The sequence below is a fragment of the Streptomyces sp. NPDC033180 genome (assembly GCF_055577645.1).
On the sequence record NZ_JBVIPU010000004.1, the window covers coordinates 153,503 to 176,425 of the forward strand.

Below are 22,923 nucleotides of genomic sequence, written 5' to 3' on the forward strand. Positions count from 1 at the left end.
CCGAGGTCGCGGCTCTCGGTGTGGGCCCGGTGGGCTCAGTGGTCGTCCCAGTGGCCGTCGTGCGCGGCGTGCCGGTGACCGTCATGGACGTAGTCGACGTGGTCCCCGTGCAGCACCGAGCTGTGCCCGCAGCCCTCACCGTGCCGGTGGTCGTGCCCCTCGTGCACCGCGTGCTCGTCGGGCTCGCACTCGTCCCAGTGGCCGGAGTGCAGGCGGTGCATGTGGCCGTCGTGGGCGTAGTCCACGTGGTCGCCGTGCGGCACCTCGGGGTGCCCGCAGGCCGGGCCGTGGACGTGCTCGTGGACGGGGTGTTCGTGGTGGAGCGTGGTCATGGCGTGCGCACCTTCTGTGGGAGGGGGGTGACCCTCTCAGGCTAGTACTCAATGCCCCATTGGTGGGGATATGGAAGCCTTGTTGATGTTTCCACCACCGGAACCACCGGACCGCCACCGCACCAGCGCCCCACAAGGGCGATCCCACGAAGGCACTCCCATGAAGCCGACCCCATGAAGGCGATCAGCTACCGCCGGTACGGCGGCCCCGAAGTCCTCGAGTACGGCGATGTGCGCGACCCCAAGGTCGGACCCGACTCCGTCCTCGTGAAGGTCCGTGCCGCGTCGGTGAACCCCGTCGACTGGAAGTGCATGGCAGGCCACCTCGACGGCATCCTCGACCCCGTCTTCCCGGTGATCCCGGGCTGGGACGTCGCGGGTGTCGTGGTGCAGCCGGGCGCCTCCACTCCGGAGTACGTGGTGGGGGACGAGGTCATCGGCTACGTACGCGAGGACTTCCTCTCCCGCGGCACCTTCGCCGAGTACGTCGCGGCGCCCGTGCGCACCCTGGCCCGCAAGCCGCGGAACCTCACCTTCGAGGAGGCCTCCGGCCTGCCGCTCGCCGGACTCACCGCCTATCAGGTGATCGTGAAGACCCTTGAGGTGACGGAGGGCGCCGTCGTCCTCGTGCACGCGGCCGCCGGTGGTGTCGGCTCGATCGCCGTCCAGCTGGCCCGGCACGCGGGCGCCCGCGTCATCGGCACCGCGAGCGAGCGCAACCACGACTTCCTGCGCGAACTCGGCGCGGAACCGGTCACCTACGGCGACGGTCTGGCCGAGCGCGTACGAGCCCTGGCGCCGGAGGGGGTGGACGCCGCGTTCGACACGGTCGGCGGCGAGACCCTCAAGGTGTCCGCCGAAGTCCTCGCGCCCGGCGGCCGTCTGGCGTCGATCGCGGACCGCGCGGTCATCGGCCTCGGCGGCCACTACTGCTTCGTACGTCCGGACGCCGACGATCTCCAGCGCCTGACGCAGCTCGTGGAGCAGGACGTCGTCACGGTCCATGTCTCCGAGACGTTCCCGCTGGAGAGGGCGGCGGACGCCTACCGCCTGAACGCGGAGGGCGGCACCCGGGGCAAGATCGTCGTCACCGTGGACTGGACGGCCGACGACGGGGCCTCCCGCCACTGACGGGGTGGCGTCTGCCTGCGGTTCAGAAGACCATGGCCGTCGCGCACGCCGCGAGCGCCATCGTGCACAGCGCGGCCGTCGCCGCGGCCCGCGCCGGGAGCCGGACCGGCCTGCTGCTTGCCGCCAGCTCGGTCATCCTGCGGTGCGCGACGCCCAGGAAGCCGAGCCACAGGAGCAGGCAGAGGGCGCAGGCGATCACAGCCACCGCGGTGGTCCCCTCCTGCAGGGCGGCTCGCGCCGCGAGGACCGCCGCGACGGTGCAGGACAGGGTCGTACGCCGCCACGCGAGCCGCGTGCGCTCCGGCTGCAGCCCCGGATCACGCTCGGGGACGGCCACCTCGCCCTGGTCGGTCACCCTTCCCACCCGAAGAGCACGACGACGACCATGGCGAGCGCCACGACCGCGACGGCCAGGCTCAGGGCGGTCGGGAAGCGCGAGACGGGCAGATCATCACCGCGCCGCATCGCCCGCTCGCAGCGCACCCAGTGGTTGACCGCGCGCAGCGAGCTGAGCACACCCGCGGCGAGCAGGGCGAGGGCGAGCCCGATGCGCCACCCCCAGCGCAGGTCCGGCAGGAACTGGTCCACCGCGAACCCGCCGCCGATGAGGGCGAGCGCGGTGCGCAGCCAGGCGAGGAAGGTGCGCTCGTTGGCGAGCGAGAAGCGGTAGTCGGGGGTGTCGCCCTCGTCGCGGATCCGCTCGGGCGCGAACCACAGGCGCAGGCTCTGTACGAAGTTGCTCACTCGCCGCACCCTAACCCGCCCTAACCCGCACGGAACTCCCGCAGCCGTTCGTACGCCGCTAGCCCGTCCGGGACCCAGTCCCACTCGCCGAGCCGCTCCGTCAGCTCCTCCTCGGTGACGAAGGCGTGCCAGGCGACCTCCTCGACCTGCGGGTTCACGGGCAGGTCGCAGCGCACCTCGTAGAGGTACGACCACCAGGAGTGCCCCGCGCCGTCGTCGTACAGGAACTTGAACAGCGGTGCGGGGCGCGGAAGGCCCTGCACCCCGAGCTCCTCCTCCGCCTCGCGCAGGGCCGCGTCGTCGTAGGACTCACCGGCTCCGACGACACCGCCGACGAACATGTCGTACATCGAGGGGAAGACCAGTTTGATCGGGGTGCGCCGGTGCACGAAGACGCGGCCTTCGGCGTCCCGTGCCTGGATGAACACGCAACGGTGGCGCAGGCCCCGTGCGTACGCCTCACCGCGCGGGGCCTCGCCGACGACCTCGTCGTTCTCGTCGACGATGGCCAGGACCTCTTCACGGGGGTCGGGCACGGGTGCGCTGTTCGTCGTCATGCCCACCATCCAACCTCACCGCGCCGGTCGGCCGACCTCACTGCCCCATGACGTACTTCACGGTGGGGCCCGCGGTCCAGCCGCCGTCGACGGCGAGCTCGGCGCCACTCACGTACGACGCGGCGTCCGAGAGCAGGAAGACCATGGCGCCCGCGATCTCGTGCGGCTCGCCGACTCGCCCCATCGGGGTGTTGGGGTACTTGCCCTCGCCCTTCTCGATGCCCACCTGCGCGGTCATCGGGGTGTACGTCATGCCCGGGTGGACGGAGTTGACGCGGATGCGGGCGGTGCCGAGCTCCACGGCGCCGATCTTGGTGAGGCCGCGGACGCCCCACTTGGATGCGCCGTAACCGGCGGTGAGCGCCAGGCCCATGAGCCCGGCCGCGGAGGAGATGTTGACGATGGATCCGCCGCCGGCCTCCTTCATGGCCGGGATGACGCTCTTCATGCCGATGAAGACGCCGGTGAGGTTGATGTCGACGACCTTGCGGAAGTGCTCGACCGACTCCGACTCCAGGAACTGGCCCGTGGATATACCGGCGTTGTTGACCAGGCCGTGGATCCCGCCGAACTCGGTGACCGCGATGTCCACGACGCGCTGCCAGTCCTCCTCGGACGTCACGTCGTGGTGCGCGAAGCGGGCGCGCTCGCCGAGCTCGGCGGCACTCGCCCTGCCCTCCGCGTCGAGCACGTCGGTGAGGACGACGTTCGCCCCGGCGGCGACCGCCTGGCGCGCGGCCTCGGCGCCGAGGCCGCGGGCGGCTCCGGTGATGACGACGGTCCTGCCGGTGAGGTCGTGCGCCTGGCTCATGGTTCTCTCCGTGGGACGGGGGCCCGCAGCAGGGCCGTGGTGGTCTCTACGAGGTCGGCGAGGAAGAGGCCCTCGTCGGTCAGGGGGGTGGTGCCGGCCAGGTACTGGCCCGCGCGGTCGGCCATGGCGGCGCCGACGAGGGTGAGGGCGAGGTCGAGGCGCTCCAGGCGGACCGGCTCCGGGAGCTGCGGGGCGAGGCACTCCTCGACGCGGCTGATCAGATCCCAGTAGGCGGTGCCGTCGAGGGTCGGGTGCGGGGTGCGGGTGCGGACGCCGCTCTCGTGGCTGAGCTGGGTGGAGATGCGCAGGCAGCGGCGGCCCCGCTCGGTGCGGAGCTCGGTGGCCTCGGCGGCCACGAGGGCGCTGAGCAGCCCGCGGAGCCCGTCCGGCGCCTGCTGCAGCTCGGCGGCGAGCACCTGCTCCGTACGGGTCTGGCGCTCGGCCATGACGGCGTCGAGGAGACCGGCCCGGCTGCCGAAGTGGTACTGCACGGCGGAAGGGTTGCTCTGTCCCGCGAGCCGGACGATGTCCCGCAACTGGGCCCCGTGAACGCCCTGCGCCGCGAACACCTCCTCGCCCGCGCGGAGCAGTTTGCCGCGGGTGTCGGGTCCTGAGGTCCTGGCCATGGGGTCACTGTAATGCTGGCCATTATTAAAAGCGAGATGGCCCACGACCCCGCCCGCCCCGACCCCGCCCGCTCCACGAGTCACCCGGGCCGAACGGTTGACGCAGGTCCCTTCGCTGCCCAGGATCTGACTCACCAGTAAGCCCCTGCTTAGGAGGAACCCCCGGATGGCCTACGACGCAGACGTCATCGTGATCGGCGCGGGCCTCGCCGGCCTCGCGGCCACCGCGGAACTCGTCGACGCGGGCCGCCGGGTCATCCTCGTGGACCAGGAGCCCGAGCAGTCGCTCGGCGGTCAGGCGCACTGGTCCTTCGGGGGGCTCTTCTTCGTCGACTCCCCGGAGCAGCGCAGGCTCCGCATCAAGGACTCGCACGCGCTCGCCCTCCAGGACTGGATGGGCACGGCCGCCTTCGACCGCCCCGAGGACCACTGGCCCCGCAAATGGGCCGAGGCCTACGTCGACTTCGCCGCGGGCGAGAAGCGGGCCTGGCTGCACGGGCAGGGTGTGCGGTTCTTCCCCGTGGTGGGCTGGGCCGAGCGCGGGGGTTACGACGCGCAGGGGCACGGCAACTCCGTGCCGCGTTTCCACATCACCTGGGGCACGGGCCCCGGCCTCGTCGCCCCCTTCGAGCGCCGCGTCCGCGAAGGCGTCGCCCGCGGCCTCGTCCAGCTCAAGTTCCGCCACCGGGTCTCCGGCCTCTCCCGCAGCGCGGGCAGCGTGGACACCGTCACCGGCGAGATCCTCGAACCCTCCGACGCCGAGCGCGGCACGGCCAGCAGCCGCGAGGTCACCGGGTCCTTCGAGTTCAGGGCCCAGGCGGTGATCGTCACCTCCGGCGGCATCGGCGGCAACCACGACCTCGTGCGCGCCAACTGGCCCGAGCGGCTCGGCACCCCGCCGGAGCGGATGGTCGCCGGCGTGCCCGCGCACGTCGACGGACGGATGCTCGGCATCACCGAGAACGCGGGCGCCCGGCTCATCAACCGCGACCGCATGTGGCACTACACCGAGGGCGTCCAGAACTGGAACCCCATCTGGGACAACCACGGCATCCGCATCCTGCCTGGCCCCTCCTCGCTCTGGCTCGACGCGCGCGGCGACCGCCTTCCCGTGCCGCTCTTCCCCGGCTTCGACACCCTCGGCACGCTCGAACACATCATGAAGTCGGGTTACGAGTACACGTGGTTCGTGCTCAACCAGCGCATCATCGGCAAGGAGTTCACGCTCAGCGGCTCGGAGCAGAACCCCGACCTCACCGGCAAGTCCGTGCGCGGCGTCATCGACCGGGCGCGGGCGGACGTGCCCGCCCCGGTGAAGGCGTTCATGGACAACGGCGCCGACTTCGTCGTGGAGAAGGACCTCCCCTCGCTGGTGCGCGGCATGAACGCGCTCACCAAGGAGCCCCTCATCGACGAGGCCGCGCTGCACCGCACCATCGCGGCGCGCGACCGGGAGATCCGCAACCCCTTCACCAAGGACCTCCAGGTCACCGCCATCCGCGGCGCCCGCAAGTTCCTCGGCGACCGGCTCATCCGGGCGGTCGCCCCGCACCGCATCCTCGACCCCGGGGCGGGCCCGCTGGTCGCCGTGCGGCTCAACATCCTCACCCGCAAGACCCTCGGCGGCCTGGAGACCGACCTCTCCTCGCGCGTCATGGCCCAGGGCGGCGAACCACTCCCCGGCGTGTACGCGGCGGGCGAGGCCGCCGGGTTCGGCGGCGGGGGAGTGCACGGCTACCGCTCACTCGAAGGCACCTTCCTCGGTGGCTGCCTCTTCTCGGGGCGCACGGCGGGTCGCGCGGCGGCCAAATCGGTGGGCTGACCCACCAAGTCGGTGAGTTGGAAGGGGCGTTCGCCGGGATCACCTGGTGATCGTCGCCGCTTGTCCGAATCGTGTCCTTGCGGGTAACTCCGCAGGTGGGGGATGAAGTCTGCGGATTCTGAAACGAGTTGGTGAAGGACCCCGGAGTGGGCAGACCTTGACTGGAAGGCTGCCTACCGCTTTGCTGTGCGTGATCATCCGAACGCGAGCCGCGCCGGGGAGGAAGTCCCGCGGTGTCACCACCCCCACCCCCCTTGGGCCGTTCCCGCAAGCGAGCGGCCTACGTTTTCGACTCCGCACTCGACGACACCGAACTCGCCGGCGCCCGCACCGCGCTGGCCCAGGGCCGCTGGACCGAGGTCCGCGCCCTGCTCGCCGCCACCGGTGACGACTGGGACCGCAGGGGCCACCGGTTCGACGTACTCGCACAGGAGCCCACCACCACCGCCTGGGCCCGTGACTGGCGGCTCGCCGAGCCGGAGAGCACCGATGCCGTCGTGCTGCTCGCCTATGCCTCCGTGCACCACGCGCTGCGCGGCAAGGGCCGCTCGGAGAAGGCGCGCGATGCCTGCCGCGAAGTGGCCGCGCTGCTGCCCGCCGATCCCACGCCGTGGCTCGCGCTGCTCACCCTGGAGCGTTCGCTGGGCCGCGAGGAGGACGTCGTCCGGCTCTTCGACGAGGTCCGCCACCGGCACCCCGAGCACCACCACGCCCACCATCTGATGGTGGCCAGGCTCGCCGAGCGGCGCCCCGCCGCGGGCCAGGACCCGCTGCACGAGGTGTACGACTTCGCCGCGTGGGCGGCCGAACAGGCGCCCGACGACTCGCCGTTGGCGGTCCTGCCCGTCATCGCGCACGCCGAGCGCTACCGCGTTCTCGCCACCGTGGGCAGCGAGCCCGTGGACCCGACGGCATCCGAGCACTGGACGGGACGCCGGGCCCGGCAGGTGATGAAGGCCGCCTTCGACTGGTGGCTGGAGTGGGAGATGCCCGAGAGCAGGGCCCACCCGCGCTGCCGCGTCGACCTCAACTTCCTCGCCCACGCCAAGTTCTGCGAGGGCCGGGCGGCCGAGGCGGTCGCCCTCTTCCACCGCATCGGGCGGCACGCGACCCGAGCCCCCTGGTCGTACCCGGACCGGGACCCGTACAAGGCGTTCACCGCCGCGCGCGACGCCGCGCTCGGCTCCGCCTGACCCACCGCATCCAACCGGCCCACTCGAAAGGACAACCGCGCCATGGCGACGGGCAGTTCGAGCAGCACGAGCGACACGAGACCCGCGAGCGCCAAGGGCGCCGCCGACGGCAGCGGGATCAGCACGTACAAGGGTCAGGAGACGGCCCTGCGCGCCGGCCGGCTCGGCACGGCGGGCCTCCTCCTGTCCGTGCTCGCGGCAACCGGACCGCTCATGGTCGTCGCGGGCGTCATGCCCACCACGTACGGCGTGATGGGTGTCGTCGGACAGCCGCTGCTCTTCCTCATCCTCGGCGTGGTCCTCGGCCTGTTCAGCTTCGGTTACGCCGAGATGAGCCGGCACGTCCACAACGCGGGCGCCTTCTACGCGTACATATCGAGGGGCCTCGGCGGAACCGCGGGCGCTGGTGCGTCGCTGGTCGCGCTCGTCGCCTACAGCGTCCTTCAGGCGGGCCTCTACGGTCTCCTGGGCTTCGAGGTCTCCGGGCTGCTCAACACCTACTTCGACGTCGAAGTCGCCTGGTGGATACCGGCACTTGTCACCGTCGCCGTCGTCGGCGTGCTCGCCTGGCTGAAGATCGACCTGAACGCGCGCGTGCTCGGCGTGCTGCTGCTCATCGAGGTGGCGCTCGTCGTCATCTTCGACATCGCGGCCATCGCGGACCCGGCCAAGGAAGGCCTGTCCCTGGAGGCCTTCGACCCGGGCACCCTCACGGGCGCGGGCGTCGCCACCTCGCTCTGCTTCTGCATCGCCGCCTTCACCGGCTTCGAGCAGGCTCCCGTGTACGCGGAGGAGACCAGTCGCCCGCAGGTCGTCGTCGCCCGCGTGATGTTCTTCGCCGTCGGGTTCGTCGCGATCTTCTTCGCGATCAGCTCCTGGGCGCTCACCGTCGCGGCGGGACCCTCCGGCATCGTCCCTGCCGCGCAGGAACAGAGCGCGGGGCTGCTCTTCGGGCTCACCGAGTCCCGGCTCGGCGGCACCTTCACCGACGTACTCCACGTCCTGTTCGTGACCGGCATGTTCGCGGCGATCCTCTCCTTCCACAACGTGGTCGCGCGCTACGCCTTCGCCATGGGCCGCGAGGGCCTGCTGCCCGCGGCGTTCGGAAAGACCAACACCTCCACCGGCGCCCCCGGCACCGGCTCCCTGCTGCAGACGGTCATCTCCGTCGTCATCGTGGTGGCCTTCGCGGTCACCGACGACGGCACGTTCGGCGACCCGACCGCGCCGGTCCTGCACCTGTTCACCTGGGGCGGCAACATCGGCGCTCTCGGCGTCATCCTCCTGATGGCCACGGCGTCCGTCGCGGTCATCGTCTTCTTCGTACGACGCGGCGCCGCGCGCGCCCAGGCCTGGCGCATCACCGCCTCCGCGCTCGCCGCGGCCGGCCTGCTCGTCATCGCGGGCTACACCGTCAAGGACTTCGACGTCCTGGTCGGGGCCGGCCCCGACTCGGCGCTCAGCTGGGTGCTGCCCGGCATCATCCTGATCGCCGCCCTCATCGGCGTGGTCTACGGCCTCTTCCTGCGCTCGACCAGGCCGGAAGCGCACGCGCGGATCGGCCTGGGCAACGAGGCGTTCCAGCTGGAGAAGGCCGCCGAGGAACCCGTCCGCCAGGTGTGACGAAACACTGACGGACACCCGCGGCCCCTGTACCCCGGGGGCCGCGGGTGCTCGAATCAAAGGGTGACAACTCCCCTTCCGCACCCGCCCGAAGAGGACGGCGGCGCCGGGACACCGGTCGGCCGCCGTCTGGTCCTCGGCATGCTCGGCCTGGGTGTCGCGGGCGTGGCCGCCGCGCCCCAGCTCCAGCGGGGCCTGGAATCCTTCCTGGGCGCCGCCTCCGACAAGGACCCCACGGGCCTGACGGACCTGCTCCCCAATGGCGGCGGATTCCGCTACTACTCGGTGGCGTCCTCGGTCCCGCACAAGAGCGCGGCAACGTACCGCCTGAAGATCGACGGCCTGGTGGACCGCCCCACGACGTACACACTGGCGGAGCTGCGCGCCCTGCCGCGGACCCGCCTGGTGCGGGACGTCCAGTGCGTGACGGGCTGGCGGGTGCCGAGCACGCCGTTCGAAGGCGTACGCCTCTCCCGCATCCTGGACGCGGCAGGGGCGCGACCCACTGCCCGAGCCGTCCGCTTCACGTGCTTCGACGGGACGTACAGCGAGAGCCTGACGCTGAAGCAGGCGCGGCGGGCTGACGTGCTGGTGGCGCTGCGCATGCAGGACAAGGACCTGGGCCACAGCCACGGCGGCCCGGCCCGCCTCTACGTCGCCCCTATGTACTTCTACAAGTCGGCGAAGTGGCTCTCCGGGATCACGCTCACGGACGAGGTGGAGCCGGGCTACTGGGAGAAGCGCGGGTACGACGTCGACGCGTGGGTGGGTGATTCGAATGGCAGGGACGACGAGCCCACAGCCTGAAGTGGCCTCGCGGGTAGGGAGGTTCAGCCCGGCACAGCGGTGGGTGCACCGGGTGACTGCCCTGCTCATGGGGGTGTGCGTCGCGACCGCGGCGTGCCTGTACCTTCCTCAACTGGCCGAGCTCGTGGGGCGCCGCGCGCTGGTGGTGAACGTCCACGAATGGTCGGGCCTGCTGCTCCCCGCGCCCTTTTTGGCGGGCCTCGCGTCCCGCGCCTTCCGCGGCGACCTGCGCCTCCTGAACCGCTTCGGCCCGCACGACAGGGCGTGGCTGCGGCGCCGGAACCCCTGCCGCCGGGCGGGGAAGTTCAACGCGGGCCAGAAGCTGTTCGCCGGCTGGCTCGCCGGTGCGGTCCTGGTGATGCTGGGCACGGGCCTGCTGATGTGGTTCACGCATCTCGCCCCGCTGGCCTGGCGCACGGGAAGCACGTTCGTCCACGACTGGCTGGCCCTGGCACTCGGCGTGGTGATCGCAGGCCACGTGGCGATGGCATGGGCGGACCCGGAGGCGAGGCGGGGGATGCGGACCGGGTCGGTGGACCCGGGGTGGGCAAAGAGGGAGCATCCGCTGTGGTCTCCAGCCCGTCCGGCGTTTGAGGACGAACTCGGCGGAGCCGGTGATGACGGCCACCAAGGCCCCCGCGCCGAGCGGGTTTTCGGGAAGGGGCGGGGTTGGGGAAAAGAACCCCGCCCTGACCCGGCTAAATCACAAGCGACAGCAGAAGAACAAACCCGCCCGCGACAACAGAGATGATCGTCTCCATCACGGACCACGTCTTGATCGTCTGCCCGACGTCAAGCCCGAAGTACTCCTTCACCAGCCAGAACCCCGCATCGTTCACATGCGAGAAGAACAGCGAACCCGCACCGATGGCCAGCACCAGCAGCGCCGTGTGCGCGGTGGACATGTCCGCGGCCAGCGGAGCGACAAGCCCCGCCGCCGAGATGGTGGCCACCGTCGCGGAACCCGTGGCGAGGCGTATCACCACCGCGATCAGCCACGCCAGCAGCAGCGCCGGAATCGCCCAGTCCTTGGAGATGTCCAGAACCATCTCACCGACACCCGACGCGATGAGGGTCTGCTTGAAGCCGCCACCCGCACCCACGATCATCAGCACACCGGCGATCGGCGCGAGCGACTTCTCGACAGTGGTCGAGAGCCGGTCCTTGGTGAAGCCGGCCGCACGGCCCAGCGTGAACATGCCCACGAGCACCGCGGCGAGCAGCGCGATCAGCGGTGAACCGATGACGTCGAAGACGCGTTGCACCGTGTGCTCGGGGTTGTCGACGATGATGTCGACCAGCGCCTTGGCCAGCATCATCACGACGGGCAGGAGCACCGTCGCGACCGTCACGCCGAACCCGGGGCGCTTCTCCAGGTCCTCCGAAGGCCGCTGCGGCATCATCTTCTCGGGAGCCTGGACGTCCACCCACTTCGCCGCGTACTTCGAGAAGACGGGGCCGGCGATGATCACCGTGGGGATGGCGACGAGGACGCCCAGCGCCAGAGTGACGCCCAGGTTCGCGTCCACCGCGTCGATGGCGACCAGCGGGCCGGGGTGCGGCGGGATAAGGCCGTGCATCACGGACAGACCGGCCAGCGCCGGGATACCGATCCGCATCAGCGAGTAGTTGCCGCGCTTGGCGACCATCAGGACGACCGGGATCAGCAGCACGATGCCGACCTCGAAGAAGAGCGGAAGCCCGATCACCGAGGCGATCAGGACCATCGCCCACGGCATCGAGCGCCCGCCCGCCTTGGCGAGGATCGTGTCGACGATCTGGTCCGCGCCGCCCGAGTCGGCGAGCAGCTTGCCGAGGATCGCGCCGAGCGCGATCAGCACACCCACGCCCGCGACCGTCGAACCGAGACCCTCGGTGAAACTGGCGATCGCCTTGTCGAGCGGTGCGCCCGCGAAGGCGCCGAGGGCGAGCGAACCGATGGTCAGGGCCAGGAACGCGTGCAGCTTGAACTTCGTGATGAGCAGGACGATGACGGCGATGCCCGCGAGGACGGCGATACCCAGCTGGGCATGGCCAGCGGAGGTGATCGGCTCGGCGGCGTCCGCTGCCAGCATCTCAACGCTGAGACTGGTCACGGTGGCTTCCTTGTACGTCAGGGGTGGGGGGTGCGGGGGACAGGGGACTACTGGTCGAGCCGGCCGAGCGCCTGGAAGGCCCGCTCGCTGATCTCTTCGGGAGTGCCGGTGACATCGACGGCGACGCCCGCCTCGTCCGCGCCGAGCGGCTGCAGCGTGGCGAACTGCGAGTCGAGCAGGGCCGTCGGCATGAAGTGGCCCTGCCGGTGGGACATCCGGTCCTCGATGAGGGCCCGGTCACCGGTGAGGTGGACGAAGACGATGCCGGGGGCCGCGGCCCGCAGCCGGTCGCGATAGCCGCGCTTCAGCGCAGAGCTGCTGACCACACCGCCGAGCCCGGCCCTGCCGTGGGCCCAGGCACCGATGGCATCGAGCCACGGCCAGCGGTCGTCGTCGGTCAGCGGGGTCCCGGCCGACATCTTGGCGATGTTCGCCGGGGGGTGGAAGTCGTCGCCCTCGGCGTAGGGAACGCCGAGCTGCGCTGCGAGCAGGGGGCCGATCGTTGTCTTGCCGGTCCCTGCCACGCCCATGACCACGACGACGTGGGGGGTGCTCATCGCTGTCCTGCCTCGCTGTCTTCTTCGACATCGGTCCGAAACGAGCCATCGGTCCGGAACGAGCCACGGGACGGGGGAGAACCCGTGGCTCGTTCACGTCACTGAAACCCATTAGGTCTGATGAATTCAAGGGTCTGTGACACAAAAGTCTGACTTTTTGTTCCCGAGGGTCCCCACATACCCTGACGACATGACCGATCAGGCCCGTGGGCTGCACGCTCGCGTTCTGGAAAGCCTCGGGCCCGCCATCACCGGCGGCGAGTACCCGCCGGGCAGCGTGTTGCGCACGGACGAGCTGGCCCAGCGCTTCGAGGTGTCACGCTCCGTCGTACGAGAAGCGGTGCGGGTCCTGGAGTCGATGCACCTCGTCGAGTCCCGGCGCCGGGTCGGTGTGACGGTGCGGCCCACCGAGGAGTGGAACGTCTACGACCCCCAGGTCATCCGGTGGCGTCTTGCCGGCGCCGACCGGCCGCGCCAGCTGCGCTCCCTCACGGTCCTGCGCTCGGCGATCGAACCGGCCGCCGCCGGGCTCGCCGCCCGGCACGCCACCCCCGAGCAGTGCGCGGCCCTCACCGAATGCGCCCTCGGCATGGTCGCCACCTCGCGGGGACAGCAGCTGGAGGGCTATCTCTTCAACGACATCAACTTCCACCGCATCGTCCTGAACGCGTCGGGCAACGAGATGTTCGCCCGCCTCGGGGACGTCGTCGCGGAGGTCCTCGCGGGCCGCACCCACCACCAGGTCATGTTCGAGGACCCGGACCCGGCGGCCGTCACCCTGCACGTCAGGCTCGCGGAGGCGGTGCGCGAGGGTGACGCGGCGCGGGCGGAGGAGCTGACACGGGAGATCGCGGTGGGGGCGCTGCACGAGCTGGACATCCTGGCCCCGTAGCTGATTGACCGCTTCCGTCGAGGACAATGGCCCGCATGTCACGACGTGCCCCCGCTGCCAAGTCCTGCCCCTGCGGCCACCCTGAGCCGTACGAGAAGTGCTGCGGGCGGCTGCACCGGGGTGAGGCCGCGGCCGCCGTGCCCGAGGAGCTGATGCGCTCCCGCTACTGCGCCTTCGCCGTCAAGGACGAGGCGTACCTCCTGCGCACCTGGCACCCGCGCACCAGGCCGCCGCGTGTCGAGTTCGACCCGGGTCTTCGCTGGACCGGCCTGGAGATCCTGGACTCGGTGGACGGCACCGCGTTCCACACCACCGGCACCGTCGAGTTCCGGGCCCGCTACACCGACGGTGGCCGCCAGGAGGCCCTCCACGAGCGCAGCCGGTTCGAGCGGCTCGACGGGGTCTGGGTGTACGTCGACGGGGCCTTCATCGACTAGCCGCGGGCCGGCCCGTCACCGGACGTCGCCGTACTCGCTCATGACTCCCGGTGGCGCGAGCGCGTTCACGTAGTGCCCTGGGCCGTGGTCCTCGAAGAAGTACGTGAACAGGACGTTCCGCGTCAGCGCGAGCCGGGCCGCGAAGAACGCGAGCGGCGCCACCACCGCGAGCCCCGCGAGGCTGTCCGTCTGCGGGTAGCGCGGCGCCGGATCGAGCACAGCCGCTCCACCAGGGCCGGATAGACGGGGAAGCCGGGCCCCGGGCCGGTGTCCGCGACGGCCTTGTACGGGCCGCGCGCGTCGGTGAAGGACGGAGCCCTGGCGTGGTGGTCCCGCATGGTTCCCCCGGAACGGGCGCTGACGGCAACGGAGTTGCGAGCACACCACCGGCCCGCACCGCAGTCAACTCAACGGCGCCCGGGCCCTGCCCACCCGTCACGGACCGGCCATGGGCGCGCTCCGCCCCCTGGGGTTGCTGTGAGAGAAGACTCCAGAGGGACACCCGGACGATCACCCGCGCCGCGCCCCGGGCTCGCCCCAGGGCGTCCGACGGGCCCAAATACCGCCGCCCGCCTGCATGTTCGAGGCGTAGGAGGTGCCCCGCACATAGGCGGGAACCCGCGCTGTGGCCGTCCGACGCCGCCAGTAGCGTCCTAGGCCCTGTCGTCAGACAGGGCCCGAGGTCCTGCCGTGATACAGGGCCGAGCCCACCCGTCCCGTACGCCTGCGTGCGAAGGAAGCGCCTGATGGCAGACACCGGACAGTACGAGCAGACCTACGAGCGGTACGTGGGCGGCAGCCCCGAGGCGGAGCGCCGTCTCTTCGAGCGCCTGGCCCACGAGATCATGAAGGTCCAGGCGAAGAACCGGCGCACCAGCGGCGCCGGTTCTCTCGCGCGCACCCAGCACGCGAAACCCGCGCTCGGCGTGGAGAACGCCCGCCTCTCCTTCCACGAGGACCTCCCCGAGGCCCTGCGCAGCGGATTCGCTCAGCCCGGCGCGGAGTACGCGGCGACCGTGCGGCTCTCCAACGCCAGCGGCACCCGGCAGCCCGACGCCGTCGCCGATCTGCGCGGCGTCGCCGTGCGTGTGACGGTGTCGGCCGAGGAGAGCCACGATCTGCTCGCCACCAACTTCCCGGTGTCGCACGCCCGCGACGCCCGTGAGTTCGTCGCCTTCGCCAAGGCCATGGCGGGCGCCGACAACCCGCTGCAGAAGGCCTTCGGACTGCTCGTGAAGCTCCCGTTGGCCGTCGGTCTCTCCACCGCGACCCGGATGCGGCGCAACATCCAGGCCGCCACCCGGCACAAGGTCGACAGCCTCTTCAGGGAGACGTACTTCAGCCGCGGCGCCATCCTCTGGGGCGACGCGGGCCCCGTCCGCTACCTCCTGCGCCCCGTCGTCGGCAGCGCCCCCGAGCCGAAGCCCGAGCGCCGCGACCCCGGCTTCCTGCACCGCGAGCTGGCGCACCGCCTCGTCACGTCGGACGTCGTCTTCGACCTGTGCGTGCAGCGGTACGTGGACGAGGAGCGCACGCCCATCGAGGACGGCTCCGTGGAGTGGAAGGACGCCGTCACGCCCGCGGTGCCTGTCGCACGCCTCACCGTGCCACGCCAGGATCTGTCCACCGCCGAGGCGCAGGCGGCGGCGGGGCGGGTCGAGGAGCTCGCCTTCAACCCCTGGTACACGACCGACGCGTTCCGCCCGCTCGGCAACCTCAACCGCGCCCGCAAAGCCGCGTACGAGGCGAGCGCCGCCCACCGCCAGGGCCTGCGCTTCAGCACCGCGGAGCCGCTGCGCAACACGGTGCTCGGCATCCCCGTCGGCCGGTTCTTCGCCGCGCTCAACCGCTATCTGCCCTGGCACAGGCTGCCGCTGGAGGCGAGCCTGCTCAACCTGGTCTTCCTGCGCAGGGCGCTCAGGCGCCTCAACCTCATCGACACCGACGTCCACGAGGCCCCGCCGAAGGCCGCCCGCGTGCCGGCGCCGGCCGACGAGCGGCTGCGCACCGCCCGGTCGTACGACGGAACGTACAACGACCTCTCCGCGCCCTCCATGGGAGCCGTGGGCGCGGCCTTCGGGCGCAACCTGAAGCCGGACTACCGACCCGACCTCTTCGACACCCCGAACCCGGTCACCGTCAGCCGCATGCTCCTGCGGCGCGACACCTTCGTGCCGGCGACCTCGCTCAACATCCTGGCCGCCGCCTGGATCCAGTTCCAGGTCCACGACTGGGTCAACCACCGCCGCCACCCCGTCGGCGGCAAGGCCGTCGAGGTCCCGCTGCCGCCCGGCAGCACCTGGCACAACACCCCCGGCGGGCCGCCCGAGAACGTGATGCGCTTCGCCGAGAACGAGGGCATCCACCTCCCCGGCAACCAGCCGCCCATCCTCTTCGCCAACACGGCATCCCACTGGTGGGACGGCTCCGAGGTGTACGGCGCCGACGAGCAGACCGCGAAGTTCCTGCGCGAGCCCGACGGAAGCGCCAACCTGCGCCTGGAGGAAGGGCACCTGCCGGTCGGCCAGAACGGCATTCCGCTCACCGGCTTCAACGAGAGCTGGTGGCTCGGCCTCAGCGCCATGCACACGCTCTTCGCCCGCGAACACAACGCGGTCTGCGCGGCCATGCGCCGCGAGTACCCGGCGATGAGCGAGGACAGCATCTACCACGCGGCCCGTCTGGTCGTCTCCGCCCTGATCGCCAAGATCCACACGGTGGAGTGGACCCCGGCGATCCTCGCCACCGAGGCCATCAAGCTCGGCCTGCACACCAACTGGGAAGGTCCGCCGAGCAATTGGCTCAACAAGCTCGGCCTGTGGCTCCTGGAATCCCACTCGCTGACCGGCATCCCCAAGACCCTTCCGGACCACCACGCGGCGCCTTACTCCCTCACCGAGGACTTCGTCACCGTCTACCGCATGCACCCGCTGATCCCCGACGACTACGTGATGCGCGAGCACCACTTCGGGCAGCGTCTGGAGAGCCTGACCTTCCAGGACATCCAGGGCGGCGCGGCGGAGGCCGCCATCCGCAAGACGGGCCTGGCCGACACCCTGTACTCGCTGGGCATCGCCCACCCCGGCGCGATCACCCTGAACAACTTCCCGCGCGCGCTGCAGCGCTTCGAGCGCGACGGCGAGATCATCGACCTGTCGGTCGTCGACCTGGTCCGCACCCGCAGGCGGGGCGTGCCGCGCTACAACGACTTCCGCGCGGGCCTGCACAAGCCGCGCATCCGCCGCTTCGAGGACCTCAGCCAGGACCCCGAGACCGTCGCGCGCCTCAAGGACGTCTACGGCTCGGTCGACGAGATCGACACCGTGGTCGGCCTGTTCGCCGAGAACCCGCCGACCGGCTTCGGCTTCAGCGACACGGCCTTCCGCATCTTCATCCTGATGGCCACGCGGCGCCTGCAGAGCGACCGCTTCCTGACTGTCGACTACCGCCCCGAGATCTACACGCCGCTCGGCATCGAATGGGTCGAGAAGAGCGGCATGAAGGCCGTGATCCAGCGGCACGCCCCGGACCTCGCGGGACTGCTGCCGCGTGACGGGAGCGCGTTCGCGCCGTGGCGGCAGGTCAGGCCTGCCCGGGACGGAGGCAGCGATGCCATCGACTGAGGCCGGGCCCGACGGCCGGGCGAACGGCCACCACCCCGGGCTCGCCGACCTCTTCGTACGCCCGCTCCTGGAGACGGTCTGGCGCCGCCGCACCCACCGGGTGAGCCGCGGCGCCACCGTCCCCGCGGGATCGATGAGCTACGTCTCCAAGGACGCCCCGCAGCCACTGACCGAGCTTGAGGAGGCGGTCCTGATCGCCCTCACCGGCTGTACGGGACTGACGATGCCCGACCGCCCCTTCGAGGACCCGCGAAACGGCAAACCGATCATGGCGAAACCGAACCTGACCATGGCGGGGCGCACGGCGGGCAGCCCCGACAACGCGCAGGGCACGCACTTCTTCCTGATCAACGACACCGGCACGTACTACCTGCGGAAACTGCCACCGGCGCCGGAGGAACCCTTCGACGACGTGACGCTGACCGCCCGCGCCCGCGAGGCCAAGGTCAAGGTCCTCGACCACCGTCTGGACGTGGCGGAGGGCCTGCGCGACTTCCCGGCCTACCTGGACTCGAACCGCTTCCTTTCCAACCTGCCGGGCACGACGATCCTGTTCCCGGTGGTGGACCTGTCCCACCAGTACATCAACGCCCTGATGTACCTGCTCACGCAGCCGGACGGGGCGCGACCCACGCTGGTGGATGACCGGAACTTCTACCGCCCCGCCGGCGTGAAGAAGTGGATCAGGAACGGTTTCCTGAACGAGAAGCTGAAGCTGCCGCTCGGGGCCCTCGGTCCGCTGCGCACCCAGATCGAGGCGGACCTGCTGCTCCAGAACCTGATGCTGGTGGCGGACGCCATGGGCCTCGGTGCCTGGATCCACGCCTCCATCAACCCCCAAATCGCCCTGGGCGACCCGAAGTTCTCCCGCGCCTATGGCAGGATGCTCGGCTTCACCTTCGTCACCCCGCGCTGGCGCCCGGCCGACGTGTGGCGCTGGCACATCCCGCTCCCCAAGTACGGATCCGTGCGCTCGCACCCGGTAGGACTGAAGGCACCCGGTGGCGAGCAGCTGATCTCCGCGACATGCCCGCCCGCCTTCGCCTCGATGTCCGACGCGGTGGACGCGGTCATCCGCGAGAAGTTCGGCCCCGGCGGCGTCTACGGCGACAAGGACGTCTTCACCCGCATCTACCGGGAGGACTACGGCCGGCGCTACCTCGCCGAGGCGAGCGAGTACGAGGAGCGGGTGATCGAGTGCGCCCGCGACATCTGCACGTACATCCTCCGGACGCACCGCCGCTTCCCCGCGCACACGGACGCGATCCACGTCCCCGGAGTCTGGCTGCAGGCCCACCACGTGGAGAACGAGTACTACGACAAGTACTTCACCCAGGGCCTCACACCGGCACACCGCAATCACGGGAGCCTGTGGGACGGCCAGGGGTGAACCTCGCGGTGTGTCTGTGGGGCAGAGGCCGGACTTGCTCCCTCCGCCGACGGGGCGTGGGCGACGGACGGACTTGATCTTCCGCGGCGGGAGCCCGTTCGGCGGTACGGCGGACTGGCTCCGCCGCGAATGCGGGTATTCGATCCAACATGCCCTCAGCACCTGGTAAGCCGCCGGACCACGGCGGCCCCGCGCGACACGGACGTCGGCCCTCGGGTTTCCACCGGCGCCTGCTGACCTCGTTTGCCGGACTCGCCTGGAACCGCGGGCGTGAGATGGAGCTGATGCACCGCGCCATGGGTTTCGCGGCGCTCAGCTTCCTCACTCTCGTGCCGCTGCTGGTCGTCGTCGCCGCGGCCGACCTCACGAGGGGAGAGGGCTTCGCCCGATGGCTGGTGCAGGGCCTCGGGGTTTCCGAGGTACCGGAAGCCGAGATCGAACGCCTGTTTGGTGCACCGGGGAAGGCGTTGCAGGGGACCACGGCACTGGGCCTCGCCGCGCTGGCCGCGTTCGGCGTGACCTTCGGATCCGCCGTGCAGACCGGCTACGAACGTGTGTGGGACCTGCCGTCGGCGCGCTGGCACACCATGTGGCGGCACGTCGTCTGGCTGGCGATGCTGGTCTTCGTCCTGCTGCTCTTCGTCACCACGCCCACGCCGGAGGAGTCGTCCACCGCCGAGACCCTCCTCGTCACCGTGGGCGACACCGTCGGCGTGTTCCTCTTCTTCTGGTGGTCGCAGCGGCTGCTCCTGTGCGGCCGGATCCGCTGGCGGGCCCTGGCCCCCGGGGCCGCCGCGACCGTCTTCGGGCTGCTGGGGCTGCGGATCTTCTCGCAGTTCGTCTTCTCTCCGCTGATCGCGTCGAACGCGGTGACATACGGCCCCTTCGGGACCGTGCTGATCCTGCAGTCCTGGCTGGTGGGGGTGGGCTTCGTCGTGTACGGCGGGGCACTGGTGGGGCGCCTCACCCACGAGCAGCGGTTGCAGCACAGACTGACGGGGACCTCCCCAAGGGCGGGTTCCCCGGGTGGCTGATGTGGCCGGCATGTCTGATCGGATGAACGCGGACAGAGTTGACCTGAACCCGCATGGGTTCATCCCGGGGATCCAGTGGGTGCCGTTCCTGGGCGAGCATGGGGAGGGAGGCGTCCATGGCCGGTACGTCGACGTCGCAACTGCCCCGAGTCCTGTGGGCCGTTGGGACGCGATGGCGGGCCCGCAGATAAGCGGCGTCAGCTGTGCGTCGATCGCTGATCTGCTGGAGCAGACCGCCGACGGCATCATCGACGGCGCGGGGCCGTTGGTCACCGACCGTCAGGTGCCGGGGCTGGAGAGGGGCTGTCTGACGTGGGCGGACCCGAACGAACCCGTGATGCGGCATCCTGCCTGGCGGCCTCTGCGTCAGGGCCGCTGTGCTCTCCACGCAGAAACGCTGGTCGAGATCTCTCTCGACCAGCGCGTTCTGGTGAATTCTTGGTGTCCGAGGGGGGACTTGAACTCTCCACTCGGGCACCAGCCCTTTTCGTCTCTGACCTGGGGAAACGCACCCCAGAGGCGCCCTTCTTGACCATCAGGGTTGGTCATGCGTACCCCCTGTTTCGGGCCGTTTCGGACCGCTGTTGGTCATGCGTTGGTCACGTGTCCAACCCGGCGACCAGTGCCTACGGGTCTATGCGAGAACGTGACTAGAAGACTGATCACTCTTGCCCTGGGGCACGTCCCTCCGTAGCTTGCAGACGACCGCTACGGGAGGGGATCACGTGGACGACATGAAGCTGACCAAGATTGCCGGGGAAGACCCAGAGTGCGACTCCGGCGACTGCGCCAACATCTTCACCACCGACCAGCCGAACACGATCGCCGTTCAGGGCTACTTGACCAACCACCCCACCCCGGACGGGGAAGCGCTCGTGACCATCCCTGAGAGCGTACTGAGGGAGGCTTTCCGTGCTCTTGGATGGTGACCAGTGGCAGGCGTACTTCCGGGACTTCAAGCGGTCGGCGTGGCGGTTCGAGGTGCAGCCGACCTACACCATGCCCGCAGAGACGGAGAGTGTGGCGCGCTTCCTCCGTGGGGAGCCGAAGCCGGAGACCCACAACGCGGCGTGGCACGTGACCGTTCGGGACGCTGTGGAGGCGGGCAAGTCCTTCGGCAGGGTGCGCGTCGTACGGCGGCCCCTCACGGACTACCAGCGGTATCAGTTCGCCTGGGGCATCCCCGGCAACATCCAGGCTGGGGAGGACATTCGCGTCCTCGACGTCACGGACGGGGACTTGGGCCTGCCGCACCAAGACTTCTGGATGTTCGACGAGACCACCGTGGTCCACCTGAACTACCGGCCCGACGGTACGCAGGTCAATCGGGAACTGATCGAATCTCCGGACATTAGTAAGTACATCGGTTGGCGGGACACCGCCTTGGGAAGTGCCGTTCCATTCAGTGAGTATCGAACCTGAACATCAAGCCAGAGAGCGGAAGGACTTGGCGGAGGCCCTTCGGGAACTCCGCAAGTCCTCCGGTCTGAGCGGTGAACGGCTGGCCGTTCGCTGTAACATGAGCCAAACGAAGGTGAGCCGGATTGAGACCGGCCGCGCCCTACCGTCCGTGATCGACGTAGAGCGAATTTTGGCTGCCCTGGAAGTTCCCGAAGAGGTTGCCGGGGAACTGCTCAGGATGACACGTCGAGCGAACGTCGATTACGCGTCATGGCGTACGTACGCCCGTGTCGGCCTGTACCAGAAGCAAGCAGAGTTGAAGGCGCTCGAAGCGTCGTCGCGGGTCATGAGGCATTTTCTCCCCGCCATTCCTACGGGGCTCCTGCACGTCCGTGAGTACGCGGAGCAGACCCTTTCCAAGACGGTGTCCAGTGACCCCGCGCGGGATGTGCAGAGGGCCGTACAGGCCCGCATGGACCGGCAGGCGGTCTTGGACGACCGTTCCCGATCGTTCACGTTCCTGCTGACTGAGCAGGCCGTGAGGTGGCGTCGGGCCACCCCGGCGGCCATGGCCGCGCAGTGCGCCCACATGGCAGACGTGTCCCTGAAACCGAACGTTGAGATCGCGATCATTCCGCAGACCGCCCAGGTACCGGGCTCACCGTTGAATGTGTTCGTGATCTATGACGACCGCCTGGTGACGGTGGAACTGTTCTCCGGTGAAGTCGTGTTGCGTGACCCTCGGGACATCTCTCACCACCTCGGGCTGTTCGATCTATTCCTCGCGCACGCGCTCACCGGCACGGACGCAACCGCATTCCTCCGCGAGGCGTCAGACGGCTTTATGCGACAACGTGACTGAGATCCCTGATCACTTCGTAAGCGAACCACAATGGTCTTATCGCCACGCATCGGAGTGAGGGACATCGTGAGCACACCGAGAACTGTCATGGAAGCGCCGTTGGATCTGCCGCTGCCGAACAAGCCTCCCGCCCCGGCGAAGGGGTGTGGGGTGTGCGAGTCGTTGGTGAAGCAGCGGCTGGAAGCGCGGGATCGGGGCGATTACTCGGCCGCTACGGATGCTGATGTGGAGATTCGGAACCACCCACACAAGACGCTGGCACGCTGATGCCACGGACCGTGATGCGGTACGTGGCCCACAAGATCGTGCAGCACCCGAATACGGACGTGACGTTTGAGGCGGAATGCCTGGGGTGCAAGTGGAAGGCCACACCGTCCGAGGATCAGGCGGCCGTGAATCTTGAGTGCATGCAGCACACCGGCCGCAGCAATCACCGCGGATTCCGTCGGATCTGCACGTCCTTCGCGGCAGTGATCCGGGAGGAATAGAGACCCCGGTGGTGCTGGACGGCACCGAGGTATGACAGTGCCACCGGTACAACCCCGCTGCTCTCTCCCTCTTCTCGGAGGGTGGCGGGGCCCCAAGACCCCCGACCGGACAAGCCTCGGGCAGGAGACAGGACGTGTCTCCATTTGAGCTGACGTGCTCAGGCCCCCGCCCCGGTCCGCCCCTTGACTGGGGTGCCTCTCCTTCGGGAGGGGTGAGGGAACGGGAGCCCCACCAGGATTCGTTTGGTGGGGCTCCTCTCGACTCTGGAGAGAGAATGGATCGGGCAGAACAGTGCACGGCCGTTTCGGCGTTACCCGTCATGGAGGCCCTGGAATGGCTGGGCAAGCTCATCGGGCACCGGCAGGATGCCTACCGTGAGCCTGAGCCGTTGTGCTGCCAGTTGGGGCGACATGACGACACGGTGAGGCATGGGGCAAGGGTCACCACTCATGAAGATCGGGACCTTGTGGGTGAGTGGTTCGATGGGCAACCGGTG

At 69.8% G+C, this 22,923-nt stretch carries 23 protein-coding genes and 1 pseudogene; 15 read left to right on the top strand and 9 right to left on the bottom strand.

Annotation, left to right across the window (positions count from 1 at the left end):
• Positions 1-35: 35 nt before the first annotated feature.
• On the bottom strand, positions 36-332 hold the full coding sequence (locus ACZ5WE_RS14620; protein ID WP_367040291.1) for a hypothetical protein: 297 nt from the start codon (positions 330-332) through the stop codon (positions 36-38).
• Between the two features lie 174 nt (positions 333-506).
• Between ACZ5WE_RS14620 and ACZ5WE_RS14625 the strand changes: the two genes are divergently transcribed.
• Positions 507-1,463, top strand: a complete 957-nt coding sequence (locus ACZ5WE_RS14625; RefSeq protein WP_467686862.1) for an NADP-dependent oxidoreductase — start codon at positions 507-509, stop codon at positions 1,461-1,463.
• A gap of 22 nt (positions 1,464-1,485) precedes the next feature.
• Here ACZ5WE_RS14625 and ACZ5WE_RS14630 read toward each other — a convergent pair whose 3' ends face one another.
• From ACZ5WE_RS14630 to ACZ5WE_RS14650, 5 genes are read right to left on the bottom strand one after another with little or no spacing between them, the layout of a single operon-like run.
• Positions 1,486-1,818 (bottom strand): DUF202 domain-containing protein, encoded by a 333-nt coding sequence (locus tag ACZ5WE_RS14630; RefSeq protein WP_467686860.1) that lies wholly within the window; start codon positions 1,816-1,818, stop codon positions 1,486-1,488.
• Positions 1,815-2,207 carry a YidH family protein gene (locus tag ACZ5WE_RS14635; RefSeq protein ID WP_467686859.1) on the bottom strand — a complete coding sequence of 131 codons (393 nt, stop codon included), beginning with the start codon at positions 2,205-2,207 and terminating at the stop codon, positions 1,815-1,817. The genes ACZ5WE_RS14630 and ACZ5WE_RS14635 overlap by 4 nt, the downstream gene beginning before the upstream one ends.
• A gap of 20 nt (positions 2,208-2,227) precedes the next feature.
• Complete coding sequence (locus tag ACZ5WE_RS14640) at positions 2,228-2,764, bottom strand: NUDIX hydrolase (protein ID WP_467686857.1); 537 nt, start codon at positions 2,762-2,764, stop codon at positions 2,228-2,230.
• 37 nt (positions 2,765-2,801) lie between these two features.
• Positions 2,802-3,575 carry a glucose 1-dehydrogenase gene (locus ACZ5WE_RS14645; RefSeq protein ID WP_467686855.1) on the bottom strand — a complete coding sequence of 258 codons (774 nt, stop codon included), beginning with the start codon at positions 3,573-3,575 and terminating at the stop codon, positions 2,802-2,804.
• The gene (locus ACZ5WE_RS14650; RefSeq protein WP_467686853.1) at positions 3,572-4,201 is read right to left on the bottom strand and encodes a TetR/AcrR family transcriptional regulator; all 630 of its coding nucleotides are present in this window, start codon (positions 4,199-4,201) and stop codon (positions 3,572-3,574) included. Before ACZ5WE_RS14650 ends, ACZ5WE_RS14645 begins: the two co-directional genes overlap by 4 nt.
• Before the next feature lie 166 nt (positions 4,202-4,367).
• On the opposite strand from ACZ5WE_RS14650, the gene ACZ5WE_RS14655 reads away from it, so the two are divergent.
• The 5 genes and pseudogenes from ACZ5WE_RS14655 to ACZ5WE_RS14675 form a co-directional block, all read left to right on the top strand.
• Positions 4,368-6,023 (top strand): FAD-binding dehydrogenase, encoded by a 1,656-nt coding sequence (locus tag ACZ5WE_RS14655; protein ID WP_467686851.1) that lies wholly within the window; start codon positions 4,368-4,370, stop codon positions 6,021-6,023.
• 233 nt (positions 6,024-6,256) lie between these two features.
• A complete protein-coding gene (locus tag ACZ5WE_RS14660; RefSeq protein WP_467686849.1) occupies positions 6,257-7,216 on the top strand; it encodes a hypothetical protein in 960 nt (319 codons plus the stop codon).
• Between the two features lie 42 nt (positions 7,217-7,258).
• Positions 7,259-8,839 (top strand): APC family permease, encoded by a 1,581-nt coding sequence (locus tag ACZ5WE_RS14665; protein ID WP_467686847.1) that lies wholly within the window; start codon positions 7,259-7,261, stop codon positions 8,837-8,839.
• A 141-nt stretch (positions 8,840-8,980) separates the two neighbouring features.
• Positions 8,981-9,646, top strand: coding sequence for a molybdopterin-dependent oxidoreductase (locus tag ACZ5WE_RS14670; protein ID WP_467687118.1), 666 nt, complete (start codon positions 8,981-8,983; stop codon positions 9,644-9,646).
• Positions 9,618-10,223 (top strand): annotated as a pseudogene (locus ACZ5WE_RS14675) (cytochrome b/b6 domain-containing protein); the annotation flags it as partial. The gene ACZ5WE_RS14670 and the pseudogene ACZ5WE_RS14675, both read left to right, overlap by 29 nt.
• Positions 10,224-10,344: 121 nt before the next feature.
• Here ACZ5WE_RS14675 and ACZ5WE_RS14680 read toward each other — a convergent pair.
• Positions 10,345-11,742 (bottom strand): GntT/GntP/DsdX family permease, encoded by a 1,398-nt coding sequence (locus ACZ5WE_RS14680; RefSeq protein WP_467686845.1) that lies wholly within the window; start codon positions 11,740-11,742, stop codon positions 10,345-10,347.
• Positions 11,743-11,789: 47 nt separating this feature from the next.
• Positions 11,790-12,299, bottom strand: a complete 510-nt coding sequence (locus tag ACZ5WE_RS14685; protein ID WP_467686843.1) for a gluconokinase — start codon at positions 12,297-12,299, stop codon at positions 11,790-11,792.
• 190 nt (positions 12,300-12,489) lie between these two features.
• On the opposite strand from ACZ5WE_RS14685, the gene ACZ5WE_RS14690 reads away from it, so the two are divergent.
• Both ACZ5WE_RS14690 and ACZ5WE_RS14695 read left to right on the top strand, forming a co-directional pair.
• Positions 12,490-13,191 (top strand): FadR/GntR family transcriptional regulator, encoded by a 702-nt coding sequence (locus ACZ5WE_RS14690; protein WP_467686841.1) that lies wholly within the window; start codon positions 12,490-12,492, stop codon positions 13,189-13,191.
• A 35-nt stretch (positions 13,192-13,226) separates the two neighbouring features.
• Complete coding sequence (locus tag ACZ5WE_RS14695) at positions 13,227-13,628, top strand: YchJ family protein (protein WP_467686839.1); 402 nt, start codon at positions 13,227-13,229, stop codon at positions 13,626-13,628.
• A gap of 15 nt (positions 13,629-13,643) precedes the next feature.
• Here the strand turns inward: ACZ5WE_RS14695 and ACZ5WE_RS14700 are convergent, their stop codons facing one another.
• On the bottom strand, positions 13,644-13,847 hold the full coding sequence (locus ACZ5WE_RS14700) for a hypothetical protein (RefSeq protein ID WP_467686837.1): 204 nt from the start codon (positions 13,845-13,847) through the stop codon (positions 13,644-13,646).
• A gap of 527 nt (positions 13,848-14,374) precedes the next feature.
• Between ACZ5WE_RS14700 and ACZ5WE_RS14705 the strand changes: the two genes are divergently transcribed.
• The 7 genes from ACZ5WE_RS14705 (at position 14,375) to ACZ5WE_RS14735 (ending at position 22,426) form a co-directional block, all read left to right on the top strand.
• The gene (locus ACZ5WE_RS14705) at positions 14,375-17,251 is read left to right on the top strand and encodes a peroxidase family protein (RefSeq protein WP_467686836.1); all 2,877 of its coding nucleotides are present in this window, start codon (positions 14,375-14,377) and stop codon (positions 17,249-17,251) included.
• Entirely contained in the window at positions 17,238-18,641 is a 1,404-nt protein-coding gene (locus ACZ5WE_RS14710; protein ID WP_467686834.1) for a hypothetical protein, read from the top strand. Before ACZ5WE_RS14705 ends, ACZ5WE_RS14710 begins: the two co-directional genes overlap by 14 nt.
• A 149-nt stretch (positions 18,642-18,790) precedes the next feature.
• Positions 18,791-19,675: a YhjD/YihY/BrkB family envelope integrity protein gene (locus ACZ5WE_RS14715; protein WP_467686832.1), complete on the top strand. Its 885-nt coding sequence runs from the start codon at positions 18,791-18,793 to the stop codon at positions 19,673-19,675.
• 734 nt (positions 19,676-20,409) lie between these two features.
• Positions 20,410-20,604 (top strand): hypothetical protein, encoded by a 195-nt coding sequence (locus tag ACZ5WE_RS14720; RefSeq protein ID WP_467687117.1) that lies wholly within the window; start codon positions 20,410-20,412, stop codon positions 20,602-20,604.
• Entirely contained in the window at positions 20,588-21,097 is a 510-nt protein-coding gene (locus ACZ5WE_RS14725; RefSeq protein WP_467686830.1) for a DUF6879 family protein, read from the top strand. The genes ACZ5WE_RS14720 and ACZ5WE_RS14725 overlap by 17 nt, the downstream gene beginning before the upstream one ends.
• A complete protein-coding gene (locus ACZ5WE_RS14730; RefSeq protein WP_469157293.1) occupies positions 21,081-21,938 on the top strand; it encodes a helix-turn-helix domain-containing protein in 858 nt (285 codons plus the stop codon). Before ACZ5WE_RS14725 ends, ACZ5WE_RS14730 begins: the two co-directional genes overlap by 17 nt.
• Positions 21,939-22,219: 281 nt before the next feature.
• On the top strand, positions 22,220-22,426 hold the full coding sequence (locus ACZ5WE_RS14735) for a DUF7848 domain-containing protein (RefSeq protein ID WP_469157294.1): 207 nt from the start codon (positions 22,220-22,222) through the stop codon (positions 22,424-22,426).
• Positions 22,427-22,923 lie beyond the last annotated feature (497 nt).

What these genes read in the sequence shown, in the direction of transcription:
- ACZ5WE_RS14710 (WP_467686834.1), top strand. Translation starts at nt 17,238, where the DNA reads ATGCCATCGACTGAGGCCGGGCCCGACGGCCGGGCGAACGGCCACCAC.
- ACZ5WE_RS14625 (WP_467686862.1), top strand. Translation starts at nt 507, where the DNA reads ATGAAGGCGATCAGCTACCGCCGGTACGGCGGCCCCGAAGTCCTCGAG.
- ACZ5WE_RS14705 (WP_467686836.1), top strand. Translation starts at nt 14,375, where the DNA reads ATGGCAGACACCGGACAGTACGAGCAGACCTACGAGCGGTACGTGGGC.
- ACZ5WE_RS14695 (WP_467686839.1), top strand. Translation starts at nt 13,227, where the DNA reads ATGTCACGACGTGCCCCCGCTGCCAAGTCCTGCCCCTGCGGCCACCCT.
- ACZ5WE_RS14655 (WP_467686851.1), top strand. Translation starts at nt 4,368, where the DNA reads ATGGCCTACGACGCAGACGTCATCGTGATCGGCGCGGGCCTCGCCGGC.
- ACZ5WE_RS14670 (WP_467687118.1), top strand. Translation starts at nt 8,981, where the DNA reads ATGCTCGGCCTGGGTGTCGCGGGCGTGGCCGCCGCGCCCCAGCTCCAG.
- ACZ5WE_RS14685 (WP_467686843.1), bottom strand. Translation starts at nt 12,299, where the DNA reads ATGAGCACCCCCCACGTCGTCGTGGTCATGGGCGTGGCAGGGACCGGC.
- ACZ5WE_RS14715 (WP_467686832.1), top strand. Translation starts at nt 18,791, where the DNA reads ATGCCCTCAGCACCTGGTAAGCCGCCGGACCACGGCGGCCCCGCGCGA.
- ACZ5WE_RS14735 (WP_469157294.1), top strand. Translation starts at nt 22,220, where the DNA reads ATGCGGTACGTGGCCCACAAGATCGTGCAGCACCCGAATACGGACGTG.
- ACZ5WE_RS14720 (WP_467687117.1), top strand. Translation starts at nt 20,410, where the DNA reads ATGAAGCTGACCAAGATTGCCGGGGAAGACCCAGAGTGCGACTCCGGC.
- ACZ5WE_RS14690 (WP_467686841.1), top strand. Translation starts at nt 12,490, where the DNA reads ATGACCGATCAGGCCCGTGGGCTGCACGCTCGCGTTCTGGAAAGCCTC.
- ACZ5WE_RS14645 (WP_467686855.1), bottom strand. Translation starts at nt 3,575, where the DNA reads ATGAGCCAGGCGCACGACCTCACCGGCAGGACCGTCGTCATCACCGGA.
- ACZ5WE_RS14650 (WP_467686853.1), bottom strand. Translation starts at nt 4,201, where the DNA reads ATGGCCAGGACCTCAGGACCCGACACCCGCGGCAAACTGCTCCGCGCG.
- ACZ5WE_RS14640 (WP_467686857.1), bottom strand. Translation starts at nt 2,764, where the DNA reads ATGACGACGAACAGCGCACCCGTGCCCGACCCCCGTGAAGAGGTCCTG.
- ACZ5WE_RS14620 (WP_367040291.1), bottom strand. Translation starts at nt 332, where the DNA reads ATGACCACGCTCCACCACGAACACCCCGTCCACGAGCACGTCCACGGC.
- ACZ5WE_RS14665 (WP_467686847.1), top strand. Translation starts at nt 7,259, where the DNA reads ATGGCGACGGGCAGTTCGAGCAGCACGAGCGACACGAGACCCGCGAGC.